This is a genomic window from Algorimicrobium echini (assembly GCF_900115185.1).
In the GTDB taxonomy this organism is placed as follows: Bacteria; Bacteroidota; Bacteroidia; order Flavobacteriales; family Flavobacteriaceae; genus Algorimicrobium; species Algorimicrobium echini.
Window position 1 is genome coordinate 613,207 of record NZ_FOVN01000001.1, and the last position, 18,281, is coordinate 631,487.

At 34.1% G+C, this 18,281-nt stretch carries 17 protein-coding genes and 1 pseudogene; 8 read left to right on the forward strand and 10 right to left on the reverse strand.

Annotated features, from left to right (window positions below; all coding sequences use genetic code 11):
• Positions 1-18: 18 nt before the first annotated feature.
• Positions 19-1,089 (reverse strand): oxygen-dependent tRNA uridine(34) hydroxylase TrhO, encoded by a 1,071-nt coding sequence (gene trhO / locus BM239_RS02805; RefSeq protein ID WP_092206119.1) that lies wholly within the window; start codon positions 1,087-1,089, stop codon positions 19-21.
• A 384-nt stretch (positions 1,090-1,473) separates the two neighbouring features.
• Here trhO and recA point away from each other — a divergent pair, with 384 nt between their 5' ends.
• The 4 genes from recA to BM239_RS02825 all read left to right on the forward strand — a co-directional run bounded on the left by recA (position 1,474) and on the right by BM239_RS02825 (position 5,459).
• Positions 1,474-2,475 carry a recombinase RecA gene (gene recA, locus BM239_RS02810; protein WP_092206120.1) on the forward strand — a complete coding sequence of 334 codons (1,002 nt, stop codon included), beginning with the start codon at positions 1,474-1,476 and terminating at the stop codon, positions 2,473-2,475.
• Between the two features lie 97 nt (positions 2,476-2,572).
• A complete protein-coding gene (locus BM239_RS02815) occupies positions 2,573-2,995 on the forward strand; it encodes a hypothetical protein (RefSeq protein ID WP_143094875.1) in 423 nt (140 codons plus the stop codon).
• A gap of 26 nt (positions 2,996-3,021) precedes the next feature.
• Positions 3,022-3,564: an RNA polymerase sigma factor gene (locus BM239_RS02820; protein ID WP_092206122.1), complete on the forward strand. Its 543-nt coding sequence runs from the start codon at positions 3,022-3,024 to the stop codon at positions 3,562-3,564.
• A 2-nt stretch (positions 3,565-3,566) separates the two neighbouring features.
• Positions 3,567-5,459, forward strand: coding sequence for a porin family protein (locus BM239_RS02825; RefSeq protein WP_092206123.1), 1,893 nt, complete (start codon positions 3,567-3,569; stop codon positions 5,457-5,459).
• 88 nt (positions 5,460-5,547) lie between these two features.
• Here BM239_RS02825 and BM239_RS02830 read toward each other — a convergent pair whose 3' ends face one another.
• Positions 5,548-6,279, reverse strand: a complete 732-nt coding sequence (locus BM239_RS02830) for a lysophospholipid acyltransferase family protein (protein ID WP_092206124.1) — start codon at positions 6,277-6,279, stop codon at positions 5,548-5,550.
• Positions 6,280-6,393: 114 nt separating this feature from the next.
• Here BM239_RS02830 and trpS point away from each other — a divergent pair, with 114 nt between their 5' ends.
• The gene (gene trpS, locus BM239_RS02835) at positions 6,394-7,362 is read left to right on the forward strand and encodes a tryptophan--tRNA ligase (protein ID WP_092206125.1); all 969 of its coding nucleotides are present in this window, start codon (positions 6,394-6,396) and stop codon (positions 7,360-7,362) included.
• 64 nt (positions 7,363-7,426) lie between these two features.
• Here trpS and dprA read toward each other — a convergent pair whose 3' ends face one another.
• Positions 7,427-8,530: a DNA-processing protein DprA gene (dprA, locus tag BM239_RS02840; protein ID WP_092206126.1), complete on the reverse strand. Its 1,104-nt coding sequence runs from the start codon at positions 8,528-8,530 to the stop codon at positions 7,427-7,429.
• Positions 8,531-8,634: 104 nt separating this feature from the next.
• Between dprA and BM239_RS02845 the strand changes: the two genes are divergently transcribed.
• The 3 genes and pseudogenes from BM239_RS02845 (at position 8,635) to BM239_RS02855 (ending at position 10,742) form a co-directional block, all read left to right on the forward strand.
• Positions 8,635-9,576, forward strand: coding sequence for an HU domain-containing protein (locus tag BM239_RS02845; protein WP_092206127.1), 942 nt, complete (start codon positions 8,635-8,637; stop codon positions 9,574-9,576).
• 169 nt (positions 9,577-9,745) lie between these two features.
• Positions 9,746-10,036: pseudogene (locus tag BM239_RS02850) on the forward strand (GIY-YIG nuclease family protein).
• A gap of 196 nt (positions 10,037-10,232) precedes the next feature.
• Positions 10,233-10,742 carry an acyl-CoA thioesterase gene (locus BM239_RS02855; RefSeq protein WP_092206128.1) on the forward strand — a complete coding sequence of 170 codons (510 nt, stop codon included), beginning with the start codon at positions 10,233-10,235 and terminating at the stop codon, positions 10,740-10,742.
• Positions 10,743-10,839: 97 nt separating this feature from the next.
• Here BM239_RS02855 and BM239_RS02860 read toward each other — a convergent pair whose 3' ends face one another.
• The 7 genes from BM239_RS02860 to dut all read right to left on the reverse strand — a co-directional run bounded on the left by BM239_RS02860 (position 10,840) and on the right by dut (position 18,280).
• On the reverse strand, positions 10,840-11,244 hold the full coding sequence (locus tag BM239_RS02860) for a hypothetical protein (protein ID WP_092206129.1): 405 nt from the start codon (positions 11,242-11,244) through the stop codon (positions 10,840-10,842).
• Positions 11,245-11,246: 2 nt separating this feature from the next.
• Positions 11,247-12,482 carry a hypothetical protein gene (locus BM239_RS02865; protein WP_143094876.1) on the reverse strand — a complete coding sequence of 412 codons (1,236 nt, stop codon included), beginning with the start codon at positions 12,480-12,482 and terminating at the stop codon, positions 11,247-11,249.
• Positions 12,483-13,189: 707 nt separating this feature from the next.
• A complete protein-coding gene (locus BM239_RS02875) occupies positions 13,190-14,416 on the reverse strand; it encodes a murein hydrolase activator EnvC family protein (RefSeq protein WP_092206132.1) in 1,227 nt (408 codons plus the stop codon).
• Between the two features lie 2 nt (positions 14,417-14,418).
• Positions 14,419-15,195 (reverse strand): lipoprotein insertase outer membrane protein LolB1, encoded by a 777-nt coding sequence (locus tag BM239_RS02880; RefSeq protein ID WP_245758178.1) that lies wholly within the window; start codon positions 15,193-15,195, stop codon positions 14,419-14,421.
• Positions 15,195-16,556 (reverse strand): tetratricopeptide repeat protein, encoded by a 1,362-nt coding sequence (locus tag BM239_RS02885; RefSeq protein WP_092206133.1) that lies wholly within the window; start codon positions 16,554-16,556, stop codon positions 15,195-15,197. Before BM239_RS02885 ends, BM239_RS02880 begins: the two co-directional genes overlap by 1 nt.
• Positions 16,557-16,728: 172 nt before the next feature.
• Positions 16,729-17,745 carry a sugar phosphate nucleotidyltransferase gene (locus BM239_RS02890; protein ID WP_092206134.1) on the reverse strand — a complete coding sequence of 339 codons (1,017 nt, stop codon included), beginning with the start codon at positions 17,743-17,745 and terminating at the stop codon, positions 16,729-16,731.
• 100 nt (positions 17,746-17,845) lie between these two features.
• A complete protein-coding gene (gene dut, locus BM239_RS02895; protein ID WP_092206135.1) occupies positions 17,846-18,280 on the reverse strand; it encodes a dUTP diphosphatase in 435 nt (144 codons plus the stop codon).
• Position 18,281: the final 1 nt, after the last annotated feature.

Genomic DNA, 18,281 nt, shown 5'->3' on the forward strand with positions numbered 1-18,281 from the left:
ACTTAAGCTTTTTAAGAATTAATTAGGCTTCTTGAAATTTTCAAAAATGTTACGTAAGTCTTTTTTAAACGGCAAATAATCCGCTCGACCTTTTTTAAATATATCATTGCTATTACCCTGTCCTTTACGAAGTGCTTTTTGTTCTTCATATGGTAGCTGAATAACTTCTTGACAGGTAGAAGAACAGCAGTTTTCCATGGTTTCTTTACACGTATCACATTGAATAAAAAGTAAATGACAAGCCTCATTTGCACAATTGGTATGCAAGTCGGCTGGTTCACCACATTGGTGACATTGCGCAATAACATGTTCAGAAATACGCTCTGAACGACGTTCATCAAACACAAAATTCTTACCAATAAACTTATTCTCTAATCCTTTGGCTTCCACTTGGCGTACATAATTAATAATACCACCTTCTAATTGATACACATTTTTAAACCCTTTGTGTTTGTAATAAGCACTGGCTTTTTCGCAACGAATACCACCTGTACAATACATGACTAGTTTTTTATCTTCTTTATGGTCTTTTAAATCCGCTTCAATAATATCTAAAGATTCTCGAAAGGTATCCACATCTGGTTTAACGGCATTAATAAAATGTCCAATTTCACTTTCATAGTGATTTCGCATATCTACTAAAACCACATTTGGATCGTCAATAAGTTGATTAAATTGTTCGGCTTCTACATGAATACCTTTATTGGTAACATCAAACGTGTCATCATTCAGCCCATCGGCCACAATTTTATCGCGAACTTTTATTTTCAATTTTAAAAATGAAAAATTATCATGTTCAATGGCTATATTTAATCGGACATTTTCTAAAAAAGAAATGGTATCTAAATGATTTTTAAACAACGTGAAATTGTCTGCTGGCACAGAAAGTTGGGCATTTATGCCTTCATGAGCCACATATATACGTCCTAAAACGTCTAGTGTATTCCAGTTTAGAAATAGGTGGTCTCTAAACGTGTTTGGATTGTCAATTTTAGCGTATTTATAGAAAGAAATAGTCAAGCGTTCTTTTCCCGCTTGCTCAATAAGTTCTGCTCTTTCTTTTGCGCTTAAGGTATTGTACAGTTGCATGCTATACGAATGTTTAAGGTTAAAGAATATTTTAGCTGCAAATGTACTATTTTTTGTGTGAATCTAAATTTTCATCAAACAAAAAGCACTTTATAAAGGTTTATAAAGTGCTTTAAGTAGACTAACTCGTTATTACTATTTTTTTAATTCAAAAAAATAACAATCCGAGCTAACCTCCATCGGCTTTACAGTTACCGTTTATAAATACGGTTACTGAAACGCCTAATTCGCCAATTAATAATATTTTTCTAATAAATCTCATATCAAAAGTTTCCCAGCTTTATTAAGTAGATGCAAAAACAACAAAAAGGTTGCGTGATAAAATTGTAAAGTGAAAAAAGAGTGGTATTTTAGCAGCACTTTCACAAGATAAAAAATACAGAAATGAGCAACGAAAAAGAAGCTAAATTAAAAGCGTTAAAATTAACTTTAGATAAATTAGACAAAGCTTACGGTAAAGGGACTGTCATGAAAATGAGTGATCAAGCTGTAGTTGATGTAGATGCAATTTCATCAGGTTCTTTAGGGTTAGATATTGCTTTAGGAGTTAACGGGTACCCAAGAGGTCGTGTTATTGAAATATATGGCCCAGAATCTTCTGGTAAAACCACTTTAACCTTACACGCTATTGCGGAAGCGCAAAAAGCAGGCGGTATTGCAGCCTTTATTGATGCAGAACATGCCTTTGACAGAACCTATGCTGAAAAGTTAGCTGTTGATATTGACAATTTAATTATTTCCCAACCTGATAATGGAGAACAAGCTCTAGAGATTGCCGATAATTTAATTCGTTCTGGTGCTATTGATATTGTTGTTATTGACTCGGTAGCTGCATTAACACCAAAAAGCGAAATTGAGGGCGAAATGGGCGATTCTAAAATGGGACTGCATGCACGTTTAATGTCCCAAGCCTTACGTAAGCTAACCGCTTCTATAAGTAAAACCAATTGTACTGTAATTTTCATTAATCAGTTACGTGAAAAAATTGGCGTTATGTTTGGAAATCCAGAAACAACAACGGGTGGAAACGCCCTTAAATTTTATGCATCTGTTCGTTTAGATATTAGACGCTCTACACAAATAAAAGACACAGATGGTGATGTGCAAGGAAATAAAACCAGAGTTAAAGTTGTAAAAAATAAAGTAGCACCACCATTTAAAATGGCTGAATTTGATATTATGTACGGCGAAGGTATTTCTAAAGTAGGTGAAATTTTAGATATCGCTGTTGAGTTTGATGTAATTAAAAAAGCGGGTTCTTGGTTTAGTTATGGCGACACCAAATTAGGACAAGGTCGAGACGCTGTTAAGGCGCTTATAAAAGACAATCCTGAACTTATGGATGAGTTGGAAACCAAAATAAAAGAGCTCATTAAATCAGCTTAAATTTAAAAAAATCCCAAATTATTTGGGATTTTTTTATATCGCAACGCAACCATTTTACATTTCTTACATCTACAGAGTGAAACACACTGTTTAAGGTTTGCCTCGAATTATGAAAAAATTGTTTGTTTGCCTATTAATATTTCTATCATTTGCCTGTAGTGTTAATGATGATGTACAGCCAAACAATGTAATCTTATTGCCTGTAGAAAGTGCTATGGTTCCAAATGAATTTGTAGTTGGTCAAGAATATGAAATTTTCTTAACATATATTAGACCTACAGAATGTCATGTTTATAAAGACATTTATTCTCAAATTGAATCAGATGGATACATGATAGCTGTTATGTCTGCTGTTTATAATGAAAATAATGATTGCCCTCCAATTACAGAAACGGTAGAAAAATCATTTAAAATCAAACCTATCAGAGACAAAAATACGTATGTATTTAAATTTTGGCATGGGAGCAATGGATCAGGAGAAGATGAGTTTATCATTTTTGAAGTTCCTGTAGTCAATTAATTAATGTTTAACTAAATGTGTTTCATGTGAGTTTAAATCAACTCATACAAAAATGTAGTAATCATGATACTCAAGCACAAAGCGAATTATACCAACTCTTTTCGAGTAAATTATTTTCGGTTTGCTTGAAGTATTCACGGAATTACGCCGAAGCGGAAGACAATCTGCAGGATGCGTTTTTGACTATTTTTAGCAAAATTAGTCAGTTTAATAATAAAGGTTCATTTGAAGGTTGGTTAAAACGCATTGCCATTAATACAGCTTTGCAACGCTACAGAAATCAAGGCGTTTTTGAAATTATTAATGAAGATTTCATTGAAGATGAAGATATAGAAATTGATGATAATGACATTTCGCTCGATTTTCTTTTGAAAATTATTCAAGAGCTGCCAGATCGGTATAGGTTGGTATTTAACATGTACGTTTTAGATGGATATTCGCATAAGGAAATAGCTGATTTATTGAATATTAATGATGGTACATCAAAATCGAATTTGGCAAGAGCACGAAAAATATTAAAAGATAAAATTGAAGCCTATAAAGCGGGTTTCAACTCGCAATCATTATAATAATGAGTAATAAAAAACACATCGATAGAATTTTCCAAGAATCCTTTAAGGATTTTGAGGTAAAGCCAAACCCTGAATTGTGGTCTAAAATTCAAAGCGAGATGGTATTAGGAACAGAAAAACCTAAAAAAACACTTCCAATCTGGCTGAAAATTGCAAGTGTTGCAGCCATTTTAGCAATTTTCGTTACTATTGGTTCTTTTATTTTTACTGAATCTAACAATCCTGATTCTTCCAATAAGAAAACTGTTGACACAAAAGTTCAAACAGATAATAAATCATCAAATTCTGATAAAATAGATAGTATAGCTAATGATCGTTCAGTAAACCAAAATAATTCAGTGGTTGTCAATTCGCAATCCGCTTCAAATAAAAGTTCTGAATCAAATAATAATAGTCTCATAAATACTGAAGTAGATAGTACTGAAAACCCAATAGTAAGTTACAATTCTGAAAAGAATTCAGATACCATTTTATCAAATCAACAGAAAGCAACTTCATCTTCAGGCAGAAATACAAGGGTTGCTAACACGAATAATAACAACTATTCTAATAAGTTAAACACCTTAAATAACACTAGTAACGACCTAAATAATCCAAATAACAATGGTAACAATGGTATTAATAATGGAATTACTAGTCAAGAAAATACATCAAATTCAAATAAAAATGAATTTTTAAACCACCCAAAAAACACTAACAATTCAAATTCCAACAACCAATTTATAAATTCTGTAGCTATAAAAACTTCGGATACTCCAAAAAATGCAACGGAAAGTCAGGTAAATAAATCAAGTGAAATATCAGAGCTGAATACGGATCTAGAAACGAACAAAGCGGATGCTTTAACTACAAATACAACAGCAAATAACCTTACAAATAAAACAAGACAAAATACTAATACGGTAGCTTTAACTATCAACAGCGAGAATGGAAGTAATAAAACGGCATCTGACATACAGCGTGCCGTTTCTACTTCGGAAACCGAAAATCTGTTGAAAGAAACGAGTTCGCAAAATGCTATTGCTTGGAATGCTAAGTCAAGCAACACACCTCAAAATGAAAAAGAAAAAGAGGAAAACTTAATGGTTGGCGATTCGCTAATTAGTGAATCGCCTTCAATTGAGGAAGCTATTGCCCAAGCCGAAGAAACCAGTGAAAAGGAAGAAGATGAAAAACTAGTAAATAGGTGGCAAGTTCAAGCAAATATTGCCCCTGTTTACTACAATTCATTAGGTAAAGGCTCGCATATTGATAACGAATTTGTAATTAACTCTAAAAGTGGTGAAACCAATACCAGTTATGGTGTGAACGTGAGTTATGCCATTAGTAAAAAATTCGCTATTCGTTCAGGAATAAGTTCATTGAATTTGAGTTATGACACGGATAATGTTATACTATATGAATCTCCAACAACCAATACTCCAAATAACACAAATCCGCTGCGCAACATTAATTTGGCACCTGAAAGTCAAACGTTGAGTGCCTTTAGTGGTGATAATTTAGGGTTTCAGCAAATTAATAATGAATTGTACAATGCTGCTATTAGTCAACGACTAAGCTACTATGAAGTTCCTGTTGAACTAGAATATAAATTAGTTAATAACCGTTTTGGTGTTCATATTATTGGTGGTATGAGTACCTTCTTTTTAAATGATAATGAGGTATATTCGGAATTTGAAGAATACACAACTTATATAGGTGAAGCTAATAATGTGAATAGTGTAAGTTTTAGCACCAATTTAGGAATTGGACTGAACTATAAATTCACAGAGAAACTCCTATTTAATTTTGAGCCAACCTTTAAGTACCAATTGAATGGCTTTGATAATACATCTGGTAATTTCAGACCCTACATTATAGGTGTTTATACTGGTTTTAGTTATAAATTTTAATTTTTAGTTGGTTAGATTGATGCTGTTTCAATGTAATTAAACAGCATGTTACTTAAAAAAGCTATTCTGTGCCAGGAATAGCTTTTTTTTAATTAGCAATTAAAGTGTCTAGTAACAAACGTCGTGTATCCTTATTCAACGCTTTCGTATCTGAAACATGCAACCCTGCCGTTGGAATAAGTGGAAGACCTATAACACGCATTTTTCCGGGACCTCCACTAAAAAAAGTAAATGGAAACCGTTTTTTATTATCCAAGAACACCAAAGGTACAATGGGAATTTGATGGTTAATGGCTAACCTAAACGCACCATCTTTAAAATCGTCTAATATAACATGCTCATCAGGCACACCTCCTTCTGGGAAAATACAAATACTCAATCCTTGTTTTAAGCGTCGCTGCGCTCTTAAAAAAACTGCTTTCCTACTTTTTTCTGAACTTCTATCTACCAAAATACAGGTGCGTTTATAAAAAAATCCAAATAAGGGAATTTTAGCTAATTCTTTTTTACCAACAAATACAAACGGATTTTTGGACACTACTAGCATGAGCATAATGTCAGCCATAGACGTATGATTGGCAATAAACATATAGCTAGCCTTACGTTTTGGCTTTTCAGCTAAAGATACCTGTGTATGAAAACCCATACCTATTAAAATAAACCGTGCCCAAATGCGCGCTAACTTATAGAAATAGGGATACCAAGATTCTTTAAGTATGGAAATAAATAGCACTGGTAACAAGATAATAATAGGCACTGCAACGAGTACGTAAAACCAAATGCGATAAAAAATCCAAAAAATATATTTAAAAACCATCATGAAGGCCAAAACTACTTAAATAAATTGAGCTTTTATGCTAAAAAAATTACCTTTGACATATTAAAAAACAAGTTTAAACTTAAAACTAGATTCCTGCTTTTGCAGGAAGTTACTATGGCAAGAATACTTACAGGCATACAAAGCACAGGAACACCACATCTCGGAAATATTTTGGGTGCAATTTTACCAGCAATTGAAATGGCTAATAAACCCGAAAACGATTCGTTTTTATTTATAGCTAATTTGCATACCCTAACCCAAATTAAAGATGCTGAACAATTAAGACATAATACCTATTCCACCGCTGCAACCTGGTTAGCTTTTGGATTAGACATTGAAAAAACCGTGTTTTATAGACAAAGTGATGTTCCTCAAGTAACGGAATTAACTTGGTATTTAAGTTGTTTTTTTCCATTCCAGCGCTTAACACTAGCACATAGTTTTAAAGACAAAGCCGACAGACTAGAAGATGTAAATGCTGGGTTATTTAATTACCCGATGCTCATGGCAGCTGATATTTTAGCTTATGATGCAGAAATTATTCCCGTTGGAAAAGACCAATTACAGCATATAGAAATTACTCGTGATGTGGCTTCGCGTTTTCATGCGCAAATGGGTGAAACATTTGTATTACCAACCGGAAAAGTAGCAGACAATACCATGCTAATTCCTGGAACCGATGGTGAAAAAATGAGTAAAAGTCGTGGCAATTTTATCAATATCTTTTTAGACGATAAAAAACTCCGTAAGCAAATTATGTCTATCCAAACAGATAGTACCGCTTTAGAAGACCCTAAAGATTGGGCAACCTGTAACTGTTTTGCTTTATACAGTTTATTGGCTTCAGAAGCCGAAATAGCAACCATGAAATCCAATTACGAAGCAGGCAATTATGGTTATGGTCATGCCAAGCAAGCCTTGTTTGAGCTAATTGTAGAAAAATTTGCAGAACCTCGTGAACGCTACCACCATTATATGAATAACCTCCACGAAATTGATAACGCTTTAAAATTTGGCGCTGAAAAAGCAAGTCAAGTAGCCAATGCAGTTATTACACGTGTTAGAGGGAAGGTTGGGTATTAAAAATGATTTGGCATCTAGAATGGCTGGGTCTTTATATTATGAGATTCCTGTCTTCGCAGGAATTTTATATAATCTCAAACAACTTTCCAGGTAAAGGTCTAATAACCCCTTTTAATTCCATATTTAGCAATAGGCTAGCTACTTTATAAGTTGGTAGATTACAGTCTATAGCAATACTATCCAATTCTTCTTTAGATTTCGTTTGTAGATAACTATAAATTTTCTGTTCCTCTGGTTCCAACTCCACAAACAACTGTTTTTGAATGGTAGGTTTCTGCTTGGTTTCCAATTCCCAATTCAACATATACGGAATGTCTAACGGAGTGGATAGCAAATGTGCTTTCTGAAATTTTATTAAATTATTACAACCCACGCTTTGGCTATCGGTTGTGCGTCCGGGAACGGCAAAAACATCGCGGTTATAAGAATTAGCAATATCGGCTGTTACCAAACTCCCACCTTTTTCAGCAGATTCAATAACAATAGTCGCCTGACTCATACCAGCAATCACCCTATTTCGTTTTAAAAAATTATTTCTATCAAACGGATCAGAGCTCCAAAAATCAGTTAAAAACCCGCCATTTTTTTCTACATCTACCATATATTTTTTATGTGTTTTAGGATAAATCTGATTTAAGCCATGAGCCAAACAGCCAATAGTTTGTAAACCGTGTTTTATAGCTGCCTTCTGTGCAGTAATATCAGTTCCGTAAGCAAAGCCTGAAACAATAACGGGATTGAAAGGTACGAGCTCTTCAATTAACTTATTACAAAAAGCAATTCCAGAACTGGTAATTTTCCGTGTACCAACAATGCTAATAATCCGTTGATTTTCTAGGTTTACATGTCCCGCTTGAAATAATAAAACAGGACTATCAATGCATTGTTTTAATAATTGCGGATAGTTTTCATCCATAAAATACAAACATTGAATATTGCTTTCAGAAATAAACTGCATTTCCGCTTCGGCCGCTTTAAAATGACTTTTATTATGTAAATCGCGTAACACATGGGTTCCTATCCCATCTATTTGAAGTAAATGGTGTTTTTTTTCTTGAAAAACCGCTTCCACCGAACCACAATGATTAATCAGTTTTTTGGCCGTAATATCACCAATAAACGGCACACGTTGCAGTGCTAAAATATGTAATAAGTGCGTGTCGGTCATGGTAGCCTTTTGATTTTCAACTTACAAGTAAAGAAATTTTAAGATGTTAATAAATTGTTAGCAAGATTTTTTGTTCATGTTCAAAAATTTCTAACTTTGTTTCTATGCAATTAGAACCTTACATAAGCGATTTACTTTACCGTTACGAATGTGTGACTGTCCCTGAATTTGGCTCGTTTTTAACACGAAAAACGTCAGCAACAATTCATGAAACAACACATGCTTTTTATCCACCAAAAAAGGTGTTATCTTTTAATGAGCAAATTCAAGAAAATGATGGTTTATTAGCACGTTACATTGCTGATGTTGAGAAAATCCCTTACGAAGAAGCTTCTAAAAAAATTAAAAAACGCGTAAAATACTTAAAATCCTATTTAGTTGAAGGTGAAACCATTGCTTTTGAAAACATTGGTAGTTTATCATTAAACAACGAAGGAAAAATGTTATTTGAACCATCCTATAGTTTTAACTATTTAACGGATGCGTTTGGTTTATCTCAATTTACTTCACCTGAAGTAACTCGAGACCTTCATAAAGAAACGGTAGAAGCTATTGAAAAAGTAGTTCCAATTGCAGTAACACCACAAAGACGCCAATCTCGTGGCTATTTAAAATATGCTGCTGTTGGTTTAATTGCTTTAACTATTGGTGGTTTTGCAGCTTCTAATTATTACGTGAATCAGATTGAAACACATAATCAATTAGCACAAGAGGAAGCCAACACCCAATTGGAAAGCAAAATTCAAGAAGCGACATTTGTCATTAATAACCCTTTACCGGCTGTTACGCTTAACGTGAAAAAGCAGTATGGGAACTATCACATTGTTGCTGGTGCCTTTCGCCTTGAAGAAAATAGCGATAAAAAAGTCAACCAACTAAAAGAGTTGGGTTATGCAGCACGCAAAATCGGCACCAATAAATACGGTTTACATGAAGTGGTTTACGCTAGTTATGAAGACCGATTAGAAGCCCTTCAAGCCTTACGTGATGTTAAAAAAACACATAATAGTGATGCTTGGTTGTTGGTGAAGGCTATTGAGGAGTAGTTTTTTTTTCGTTCTCGTTCTCGATACTTTCATTTTGAGCTATCGCTAAAATGAACACGCGAACTGACGTGGACTTTTAACAAAACTATATACTTTCAATAAAAACGACGCGTCACTTCGAGTGTCACGACTTTTTTGTCGTGATGTATCGAGAAGCCAAATATTAAATGTGAAATTATCATACGTCTACATATTACTTTGTGCTGACGACTCCTATTAGACAGGTGTCACTTCCAATATAGAAAAACGCTTTTTAGAACATCAATCAGGAAAATATTTAGATAGTTATACGTTTAAAAGACGACCGTTGACTCTTGCTTTTTATACGGAATTCACAGATATTCGATTAGCCATTCAAAGTGAAAAGCAAATCAAAAAATGGTCACGCGTAAAGAAAGAAGCCTTAATAAACGGTGAATTTGAAAAACTACCGAATTTATCTAGAAAGAAATTTAATTGAGAAGTAGTTCTCGATACGTTCATTTTGAGCTATCGCTTAAATGAACACGCGAACTGACGTGGATAACATTATAATCAGATACCCTTAATTAACAATAGGTGTCACTTCGAGTGATCTTGAGGAACGAAAGATTGTATCGAGAAGTATAATTCCACTTTTTCATCATACCTTTGCAGCGCATTTAAAAAATGACCGCATGACACCTAAAACACCCGAACAATCCAAAACCATCATGACCGACTTGGTACTACCAAGCGAAACCAATCCACTTAATAATTTATTTGGAGGCGAACTATTAGCGCGTATGGATCGAGCAGCTAGTATTGCTGCCAGACGTCATAGTCGTCGAATTGTGGTTACCGCTTCTGTAAACCATGTGGCTTTTAACCGTTCCGTACCTTTAGGAAGTGTGGTGACTGTTGAAGCTAAAGTATCTCGGGCGTTTAAAACCTCTATGGAGGTGTTCTTGGACGTTTGGATTGAAGACCGTGAATCTGGCATACGCGATAAAGCAAACGAAGCAATTTACACCTTTGTAGCTGTTGATGAAACCGGACGACCAATTCAAGTACCAGAAATTGAACCTGAAACCAAATTAGAAAATGAACGTTACGCAGCAGCCTTAAGACGTAAACAATTGAGTTTGGTTTTAGCTGGAAAAATGAAACCGAATGATGCTACGGAATTGAAGGCGTTGTTTGAGTAAAAGATCGATTTTGTATAATATAAAACAGCCTGAACGAAAATTCAGGCTGTTTTTGCTTAGTTTTTTTAATTACCTATTTGTTTTAATAGTGTAATCATCAACAACCTGGGCAACTAATTGTTTCCTCATCAACAAGGGGTTTTTTCGGAAAACCATCTAATTTCCAACCGTCTTTTTTTGTCCAATACTTTTTTCGCATTTCAATATTTTTAATTCTTTTTTCTGATTCGTGTTTCCAAAATGAGTTTGGATATCTATCTATTAATTTTTTGTAATCTTGTATAATTGAATCAGGTTCAATTTCTTTTTCATTAGTTACAATGCTTTCGTAAAGCTTAAAAGGCATTACATACAGTTTTTTAATAGAATCCAATTCTTTATCTAAAGTTTTATGAGAATTTTTAAGTTCATTTAATTCGCTTCTCAATAGATTTACGTCATTTCTTTTAGCACATCCTACAGTGAGCATAAGAATTAAAATTAGTAGATTATATTTTTTCATTATTATTGACAGTTTGGATTAGAAGATTTAAAAGTATTTATCACGCTTAAAGTATTTAATCTTTCTTGTTGACTCAAATTAGACCAAGCTACCGTAGAATTTGAATATAAACCTGTAGTAGCGTTGAAAGTGCCACTTCCCATCAGACCCTCCCATGCCAAAGCTTCATAGACATCATTCGTTTGATTTGGGTCATATTCCATAAGAGCCTGTATAACTATATCCCTATAATGTTGAGCCATGGCTTCATGTTGAGGGTCTGAAGGAGTTTGATCATGCGGAACGTCCCACTTCCATCGCATATAATAGTCATATAATCCTTCAAAATTATTCCGTAAATTAATAATATAATTACGCCATTGTTCCTCTGTATATTGAGTGTAATTAAGATTAGGTTGATTTGCAGCGCTAAGTAATTTCCTAAAAACTTCTGCATGAATTATTTCATGAATAAAAGTTCTTGCTATAGATAAGTTTGGTCTATCTAAATTGTTTTCATTAAAGGTAATAGTTATTAAATAATTTTGCGGAGGGCTTGTTTGCGCATTTGTACCGCTAATTAAATTTGTATTTGATGTTAATTTTAAATTAGCAACAGACATATCACTATCAAAGTTACTTAAATAATTTGCAAAAGTTGGAGCTTTGCCCATTTCTATATAAACAGAATTAAGACAAGTGTTATTTTTTAGATCACTATCTAAAATCAATTCTTCATCCCAATCCACCTCACCATCAAGCAACCATGCTTCTACAGCAGCTTCAGCAAATTCATCATTACCGTTTTCCTCTAAATATGTATCTAACTGATCTTTTAATAAAAGATTGTTTAATAAAAAACACACTTCTTCTGCTGATAAATTTAAATTAGCTGATGGGCCATTAAATGGTTCCGTTCCAGTGCATTCAAAATCTATATCACCTATCGGTACACATTTACCTTTGCAAGAAGTAGTAGGAGATGAGGTATTCCCGCCTGTACTACCATTACCATGACCGTTACCAGGATTATAAGGCGGAGGTGTACCTCCATTACTTGGTGCTCCTCCTCCTGATGGACCACCACTTGGATTACATGTAAATTCAGTAACTATAATTTCCCCTGAATTTGGAGGCGGATTAGTATTTGGATTGCCATCATCCTCATCATATTCACATGCTTGCCCATAAACATGGTTGCCTGAACTACAGGTGTCTGGTATATATTCCATAAGTATGCAATCATCTTGGTATAGCACTTTGGAAAATAGTTGATTTGAAAAGCCGCCCTCAATTTCGATCATACTAAAACGATTAGAGAAATCTACTTCTTCTCTATTGTCCAAACGAGTAATTTCTTCATCTGTAATATCATAATGAACAAGAAATTCTTTATAGCTTCCATCATCTTGTAAACTTAAAAGAATATTCTGTAAACCTTCACCTGAAGGTGTATTAGTAACCAAAAAAGTGTAGGAATGATATCCGTTTTCAAACTCAATATAAGTCGCGAAATCAGTATCAATGGAAAGACCAGCTTCATTTGAATGAACAGTTCTATTTTGACTTGTTTTGCTAAATTCAGCTAGTTCAGTTTTTAAAGCACCAATTTTTGACCATACTTTTTTGTTCGCTATAAACTGGTTTTGAGGAATTGTTGAAATGGTAATTGGTTTCTGTTTGTATTCTTCTGCGGTAACAGCATTTTGGATATCATCATCCTTTTGGCAATTAGTAATAACTAAACAGGCTAGTAAAATTGTAAACCATAGAAATATAGGTTTAACTTGTTTTGTTTTGTTTTGTTTTGTTTTGTTTTGTAAAATTCATCTTTTATTTTTAAATGGTTCGCTAACAAACCTAGGCTAAATATACCGTTTATAAAATACGTAGTTATACGTAATTTTTGGGGTTTTGATGATAGTCAAACATCGTAAAAGAGATCCCTTTTTTCAAAGGGATTATTTTACATCCTATAAATCCATTCCGCAGGATTGACCGTTTTGGTTTCTTTAAAAACACTAAAACTCAAAATGGTTTCGCCGTTGGCTGGATTGGTAAATACTTCGCCTACGGGTTGCTTGGTGCTTACCTTATCGCCTTTCTTCACATATATTTTTGACAAATTAGAATAGGCTGTAATGTAATTACCATGCTGAATTAATAGGGTTGGGTTTCCGTTTTTAGAGGAGATAACACGCAATACTTCGCCATTAAAAACAGCCCGTACTTGGGCATTTTTTTCGGTAGCAATACGGACGCCTGTACTTTGTATCATAACACTTGGCACCAATGGAGACGGTTGTTTTCCATAACGGACTTTAACAACCCCTTTTTCAACAGGCCATAATAATTTACCTTTATTAGAAACAAAATCTTTGGCTAAAGCTGCTGCTTCTGGTGTTAAGGCAAAACCACTAGATGCGGTTGTTGTTTTCCCCGCTTTTTTGTTGGATGCTGCAATAGCTTCGCGAATAATTTTTTCTATCTCACGATCAATCTGATCAGCTTCACGTTGCTTTTTCTTTATTTGAGCGGTATAATTCGTTAAATTTTTAGTTATAGAAGCCATTAACTCCCTATGCTGAACAAGCTCCTTTTCTAGTTCACGCTGTGCAACGCGGTTTTCTTCAATCAGCTTTTGTTTGTCCGCTTTTTGGCGTAATAAATCGGTATTGGTTTCTTGAAGTTCGGCTGTTTTGGTTTTTATGGATTCGCCTTGCTCCTTCTGGTAATTGGCATACTGATTTAAATATTGAACACGTTTATAGGCTTGCTTAAAATTAGTGGACGATAATAAAAACATCACGCGACTTTGCTCACTTTTGCTTTTGTACGATGTTTCAATCATTTTGGCATAACTGGCTTTTAGTGTTTCCAGTTCATCCCGTAATTCGGTAATTTTATTTTGATTGTCGTTTATTTCTCGCGTTAATAAATTGGCTTGCTGATTGGTAACCTGAATGAGATTTTTACGCACATTTACGCGGTAATTCACATCTTCAATCAACGATATTTGCGATTTCTGTTTGGTTTTATCCTTAAACAGTAACTCGTTAATTTGTTTAATTTCGGTACGTAAAGCTTGCCTGCGCTCTTCTAATTCCTGTTGCTTTTTACTTTGCGAAAAGCCTAAAACAGACATCAAAAGAAATCCTAATACTAGAGAATATGTTTGCGTTGGTTTTATCATGATTACTTTAAATCAATTTTATCAAATCCTGAAGGAATTTTAAACGGAAATCGTACTTCTTCATTCAAGCTAACTGATTTTATTTCCAATTCAATAATGGTTTCATCGTCACCTTCCAAAGCTATTATTTTTAATTGTTCTGGTAAACTTTGTTTATCAATAATTTGATAATTTAAATAATCGACTTGCAAAAATCGGGATTCTCTTGGTTGTTGCAACTGTTGGGAATTCATCTTGAAATGAGAAGCATTAACAATATAAAACAACTCGAAAAGCGCTATTTGTTCTTTGGGTTGAAACAAATACGCGTCTTCATAAACAGACATGTTATAGTTGTTTTTATCTAAATTGAAAATGGCATTTCCTAAAAGTAAATTTTGGACTTTATTGTAATCCAATTCCGTACCTAACAAATCACTTAAATAACTGAAATCACCATCAAAATACGTATTATCTATTTTGTTATAAAACTGCACTTTTTCCGGTGTTATCATCACCCGAATTAAATTTAAAGCCGAATTTATCCAAATGGTTTTATCCGCTTCCATACGCAAATTTACGGTATGGGTTTGCGATTTCGTGCCTTCCGTATAAACCACACGAACTTTGGCTTGCATGGTTTTAAAATCAGGTGTATTTTTTTGATGTGCTTTTAAAACATCTTTTTTGGAAAGTGCTAAATTGGCTTCACCTGACGTTAAGCTAGCTGTTGATTTGCAACTCATAACCACTAAAAACAGGAGTGTTATAAGCCATGGATAATTATATGTTTTATTCATTAATTGGAGGACTCTAGTTGTTGGGCTTTTTCTATAAACGTTTTTGCCTTGTTTGTATTGTTCAATTGAGTATATGCCACACTCAATTGTTTGTAAAAATCAGCTTGCATTTTGGTGTCTTCAATAATATAATCCAGACCCATTTCTAACGTTTCTATGGCTTCTTTTGGTTTTTTAAGTTCGTTTAAGGCAACACCATTCACCAAATAAAATATAGGTTGAGATGGATATTTATCTAATGCTGAAGCACTCATGGTTTGCGCTTTTTTATAATTTTTTAAATCGATATGGAGCAATAAAATGTTTCTAGTAATGCCAAAATTATCTGCATCCTTTTCCAATGCTTTTTCGTAATATGATAGGGCTTTATCTTTCTCACCTTTTTTAAGATAATATTGCGCTACTTCTAAAGAAGAGGTTCCTTTATTATCTTCAGTAACCAAAGCCGTAGCTTCAATTAAATCGGCTTCGTATTCTGGGTTTTCTGAAACAAAATTTACAAAGTCTGATAATACCATCATTTTTGCTTCTGGTTTTATTTGAGGACTTTGAATGACTATTTTCATGGACGCAATGGCCTCTTCAGGATGGTTATCTTCTATGTAAAACTTGTATAATGCTAAATGTGCTAATTGCGAATTGGGTTTTGCTTCTAATAGTTTTTTAGCGGTTTCAAAGGCTTTATCCTTCTCGTTATTTTCACTGTAACGATAAATTAAAGCTAAATAATTTGTTTCTTCATCGGGATGATCTTCCACGCGATCCTCCAAATTCTCTATTTGTTCTTTCTTTTTACCTGTAATTTCGTAAATCTGATTTCTTATCACATCTCTAGTCATTGAAATACCTAATTCGGCATCCATTTCATCTAATACATCTAAAGCATCATTATAGTTTTTAGTTTTAACATATAAAGTTGCTAAATCCTCTTTATAGTCTGGGTGGTATTTTACTAATTGCTTAACAACTTTAATAGCTTTGTCATAGTCATCCTGCTGTGCATAGACTTCGTAAAGTTCGTCCAAATACCACTCGTTATCAGGTTCCATTTTTACGGCATCTTTAAGCGCATCTTCTGCAGCGCCAAAATTTTTAAGCTTGTTATAATTTTTACCTAATTCGTAATAGTAAACCGATTTAGAATCATCTAATTCCAAGCATTTAAGGAGGGCTTTTGCTGCACGATCATAGTTTTCAATCCCTTTTTGTTTTAAGGCTTCAAAGAAATACTCTTGTTGTAAATCTTCTACATCACCTAAATCATCTTGATTAATTTTATTATAATCTATTTGCGCATACGTTGTCTGCGGAAATGTAAAAATTCCGAAGAGACTTATGAGTATATAGATTTTTTGTTTCATAATATGTCTGCGAAAGCAGGTATCTTGTATTTATTTCAAATCTTAATGAATTATATAATCAATTCTCAAAACAAAAAGTTGTTTCAAAAAATTAAATAAAACTGTTTGCCTTTTTATAGTTGTCCCAATGTTCTTGCTCGTTTATTATGAGCTTCCTGCTTTCGCAGGAATTTTACTCCATAACCGAATAATCACCGATACTTATTTTAGTAAAATTACCATCAAAGGTTACATGGTTACCAATCATGGCTTCGTCTAAAGTAGCATTTTTTATAGAGGTATGATTCTGAATTAAGCTATTTTTAACGGTTGATGCTTCAATAGTACAATTATTTCCAATGGATACATTAGGGCCAATAGTAGCATCTTTAATCACGACATTTTCACCAATAAAACACGGTTGAATGATTTTGGAGTTATGAATTTTTAAATTTGATGCTATTAATTCCTCGCCATCTTTCTCTAAAAACCCAAGCATTCTTGCGTTTGTTTCAACGGTAACCGCTTTATTTCCACAATCCATCCACTCATCTACTTGACCTGTTTTAAAGATTTTTCCATCGGCCATCATCCGCTTTATACCATCGTTAATTTGGTATTCACCACCATTAACAATATTATTATCTAGTACGTATTGTAGAGCTTCTTTTAAAACGCTAACATCTTTAAAGTAGTATATACCAATAACTGCTAAATCGCTTACAAAGAATTTAGGCTTTTCTACGAGTTCCACAATTTCGTTATTATCATTTAATTTTACAACACCAAACGCTTCTGGCTTGTCTACTTTTTTAACCCAAATGACGGAATCGGCTTCTTGATCTAGTTTGAAATCGGCACGAATTAGAGTGTCGGCATAGGCAATTACGGTTGGACCTGATAACGACTCTTTAGCACACATAATAGCATGTCCTGTTCCTAGCGGCTCATCTTGACGGTAAATAGATGCTTTAGCACCTAAAGATGCTGCTAAAGCTTTTAAACTGCTCACTACATCATCACCAAACCACGCTGCATCGCCCAAAACAAAGGCAATTTCATCAACAGGTTGATTAAGAACTTTTACAATATCTTTTACCAACCTGTGAACTATAGGTTCACCAGCAACTGGTATTAATGGTTTTGGTACTGTTAAACTGTGTGGACGCAGACGCGAACCGCGTCCTGCCATGGGTACTATTATTTTCATCTTTTAAAGTTGATTCGTTTTTTGTTTCGTTGTTGATTTGTTTCAGAAATGAGCTATTTCTTATCCTTCTGAAATCAAAATCTTTAATCATAATTCGCCATCATTTTACACCTGTACTCCCAAAACCGCCTTCACCTCGATCAGTATCAGATAAGATCTCCACCTGTTCCCATTCCGCACGTTCGTGTTTGGCAATAACTAATTGCGCAATTCGTTCGCCATTTTCTATGGTAAAATCTTCATTTGATAGGTTTACCAAAATAACACCAATTTCGCCTCTATAGTCGGCATCAATTGTTCCAGGCGCATTTAAAACCGTAATTCCTTTTTTAGCAGCTAACCCACTTCGTGGTCTTACCTGCGCTTCAATACCAACTGGTAATTCTATAAAAAGGCCAGTGCCAACAATGCTTCGTTCTAAAGGCTTTAAAACTCTAGATTCTGATAAATTGGCTCGTAAATCCATTCCTGCTGATGCTATGGTTTCATAGTGTGGTAAGGCGTGATTGGATTTGTTAATGATTTTAATTGTCATA

What these genes read in the sequence shown, in the direction of transcription:
- BM239_RS02880 (WP_245758178.1), bottom strand. Translation starts at nt 15,195, where the DNA reads ATGAATAAAACATATAATTATCCATGGCTTATAACACTCCTGTTTTTA.
- BM239_RS02855 (WP_092206128.1), top strand. Translation starts at nt 10,233, where the DNA reads ATGACACCTAAAACACCCGAACAATCCAAAACCATCATGACCGACTTG.
- trpS (WP_092206125.1), top strand. Translation starts at nt 6,394, where the DNA reads ATGGCAAGAATACTTACAGGCATACAAAGCACAGGAACACCACATCTC.
- BM239_RS02875 (WP_092206132.1), bottom strand. Translation starts at nt 14,416, where the DNA reads ATGATAAAACCAACGCAAACATATTCTCTAGTATTAGGATTTCTTTTG.
- BM239_RS02825 (WP_092206123.1), top strand. Translation starts at nt 3,567, where the DNA reads ATGAGTAATAAAAAACACATCGATAGAATTTTCCAAGAATCCTTTAAG.
- BM239_RS02890 (WP_092206134.1), bottom strand. Translation starts at nt 17,745, where the DNA reads ATGAAAATAATAGTACCCATGGCAGGACGCGGTTCGCGTCTGCGTCCA.
- dut (WP_092206135.1), bottom strand. Translation starts at nt 18,280, where the DNA reads ATGACAATTAAAATCATTAACAAATCCAATCACGCCTTACCACACTAT.
- recA (WP_092206120.1), top strand. Translation starts at nt 1,474, where the DNA reads ATGAGCAACGAAAAAGAAGCTAAATTAAAAGCGTTAAAATTAACTTTA.
- BM239_RS02860 (WP_092206129.1), bottom strand. Translation starts at nt 11,244, where the DNA reads ATGAAAAAATATAATCTACTAATTTTAATTCTTATGCTCACTGTAGGA.
- trhO (WP_092206119.1), bottom strand. Translation starts at nt 1,089, where the DNA reads ATGCAACTGTACAATACCTTAAGCGCAAAAGAAAGAGCAGAACTTATT.
- BM239_RS02885 (WP_092206133.1), bottom strand. Translation starts at nt 16,556, where the DNA reads ATGAAACAAAAAATCTATATACTCATAAGTCTCTTCGGAATTTTTACA.
- BM239_RS02845 (WP_092206127.1), top strand. Translation starts at nt 8,635, where the DNA reads ATGCAATTAGAACCTTACATAAGCGATTTACTTTACCGTTACGAATGT.
- BM239_RS02830 (WP_092206124.1), bottom strand. Translation starts at nt 6,279, where the DNA reads ATGATGGTTTTTAAATATATTTTTTGGATTTTTTATCGCATTTGGTTT.
- dprA (WP_092206126.1), bottom strand. Translation starts at nt 8,530, where the DNA reads ATGACCGACACGCACTTATTACATATTTTAGCACTGCAACGTGTGCCG.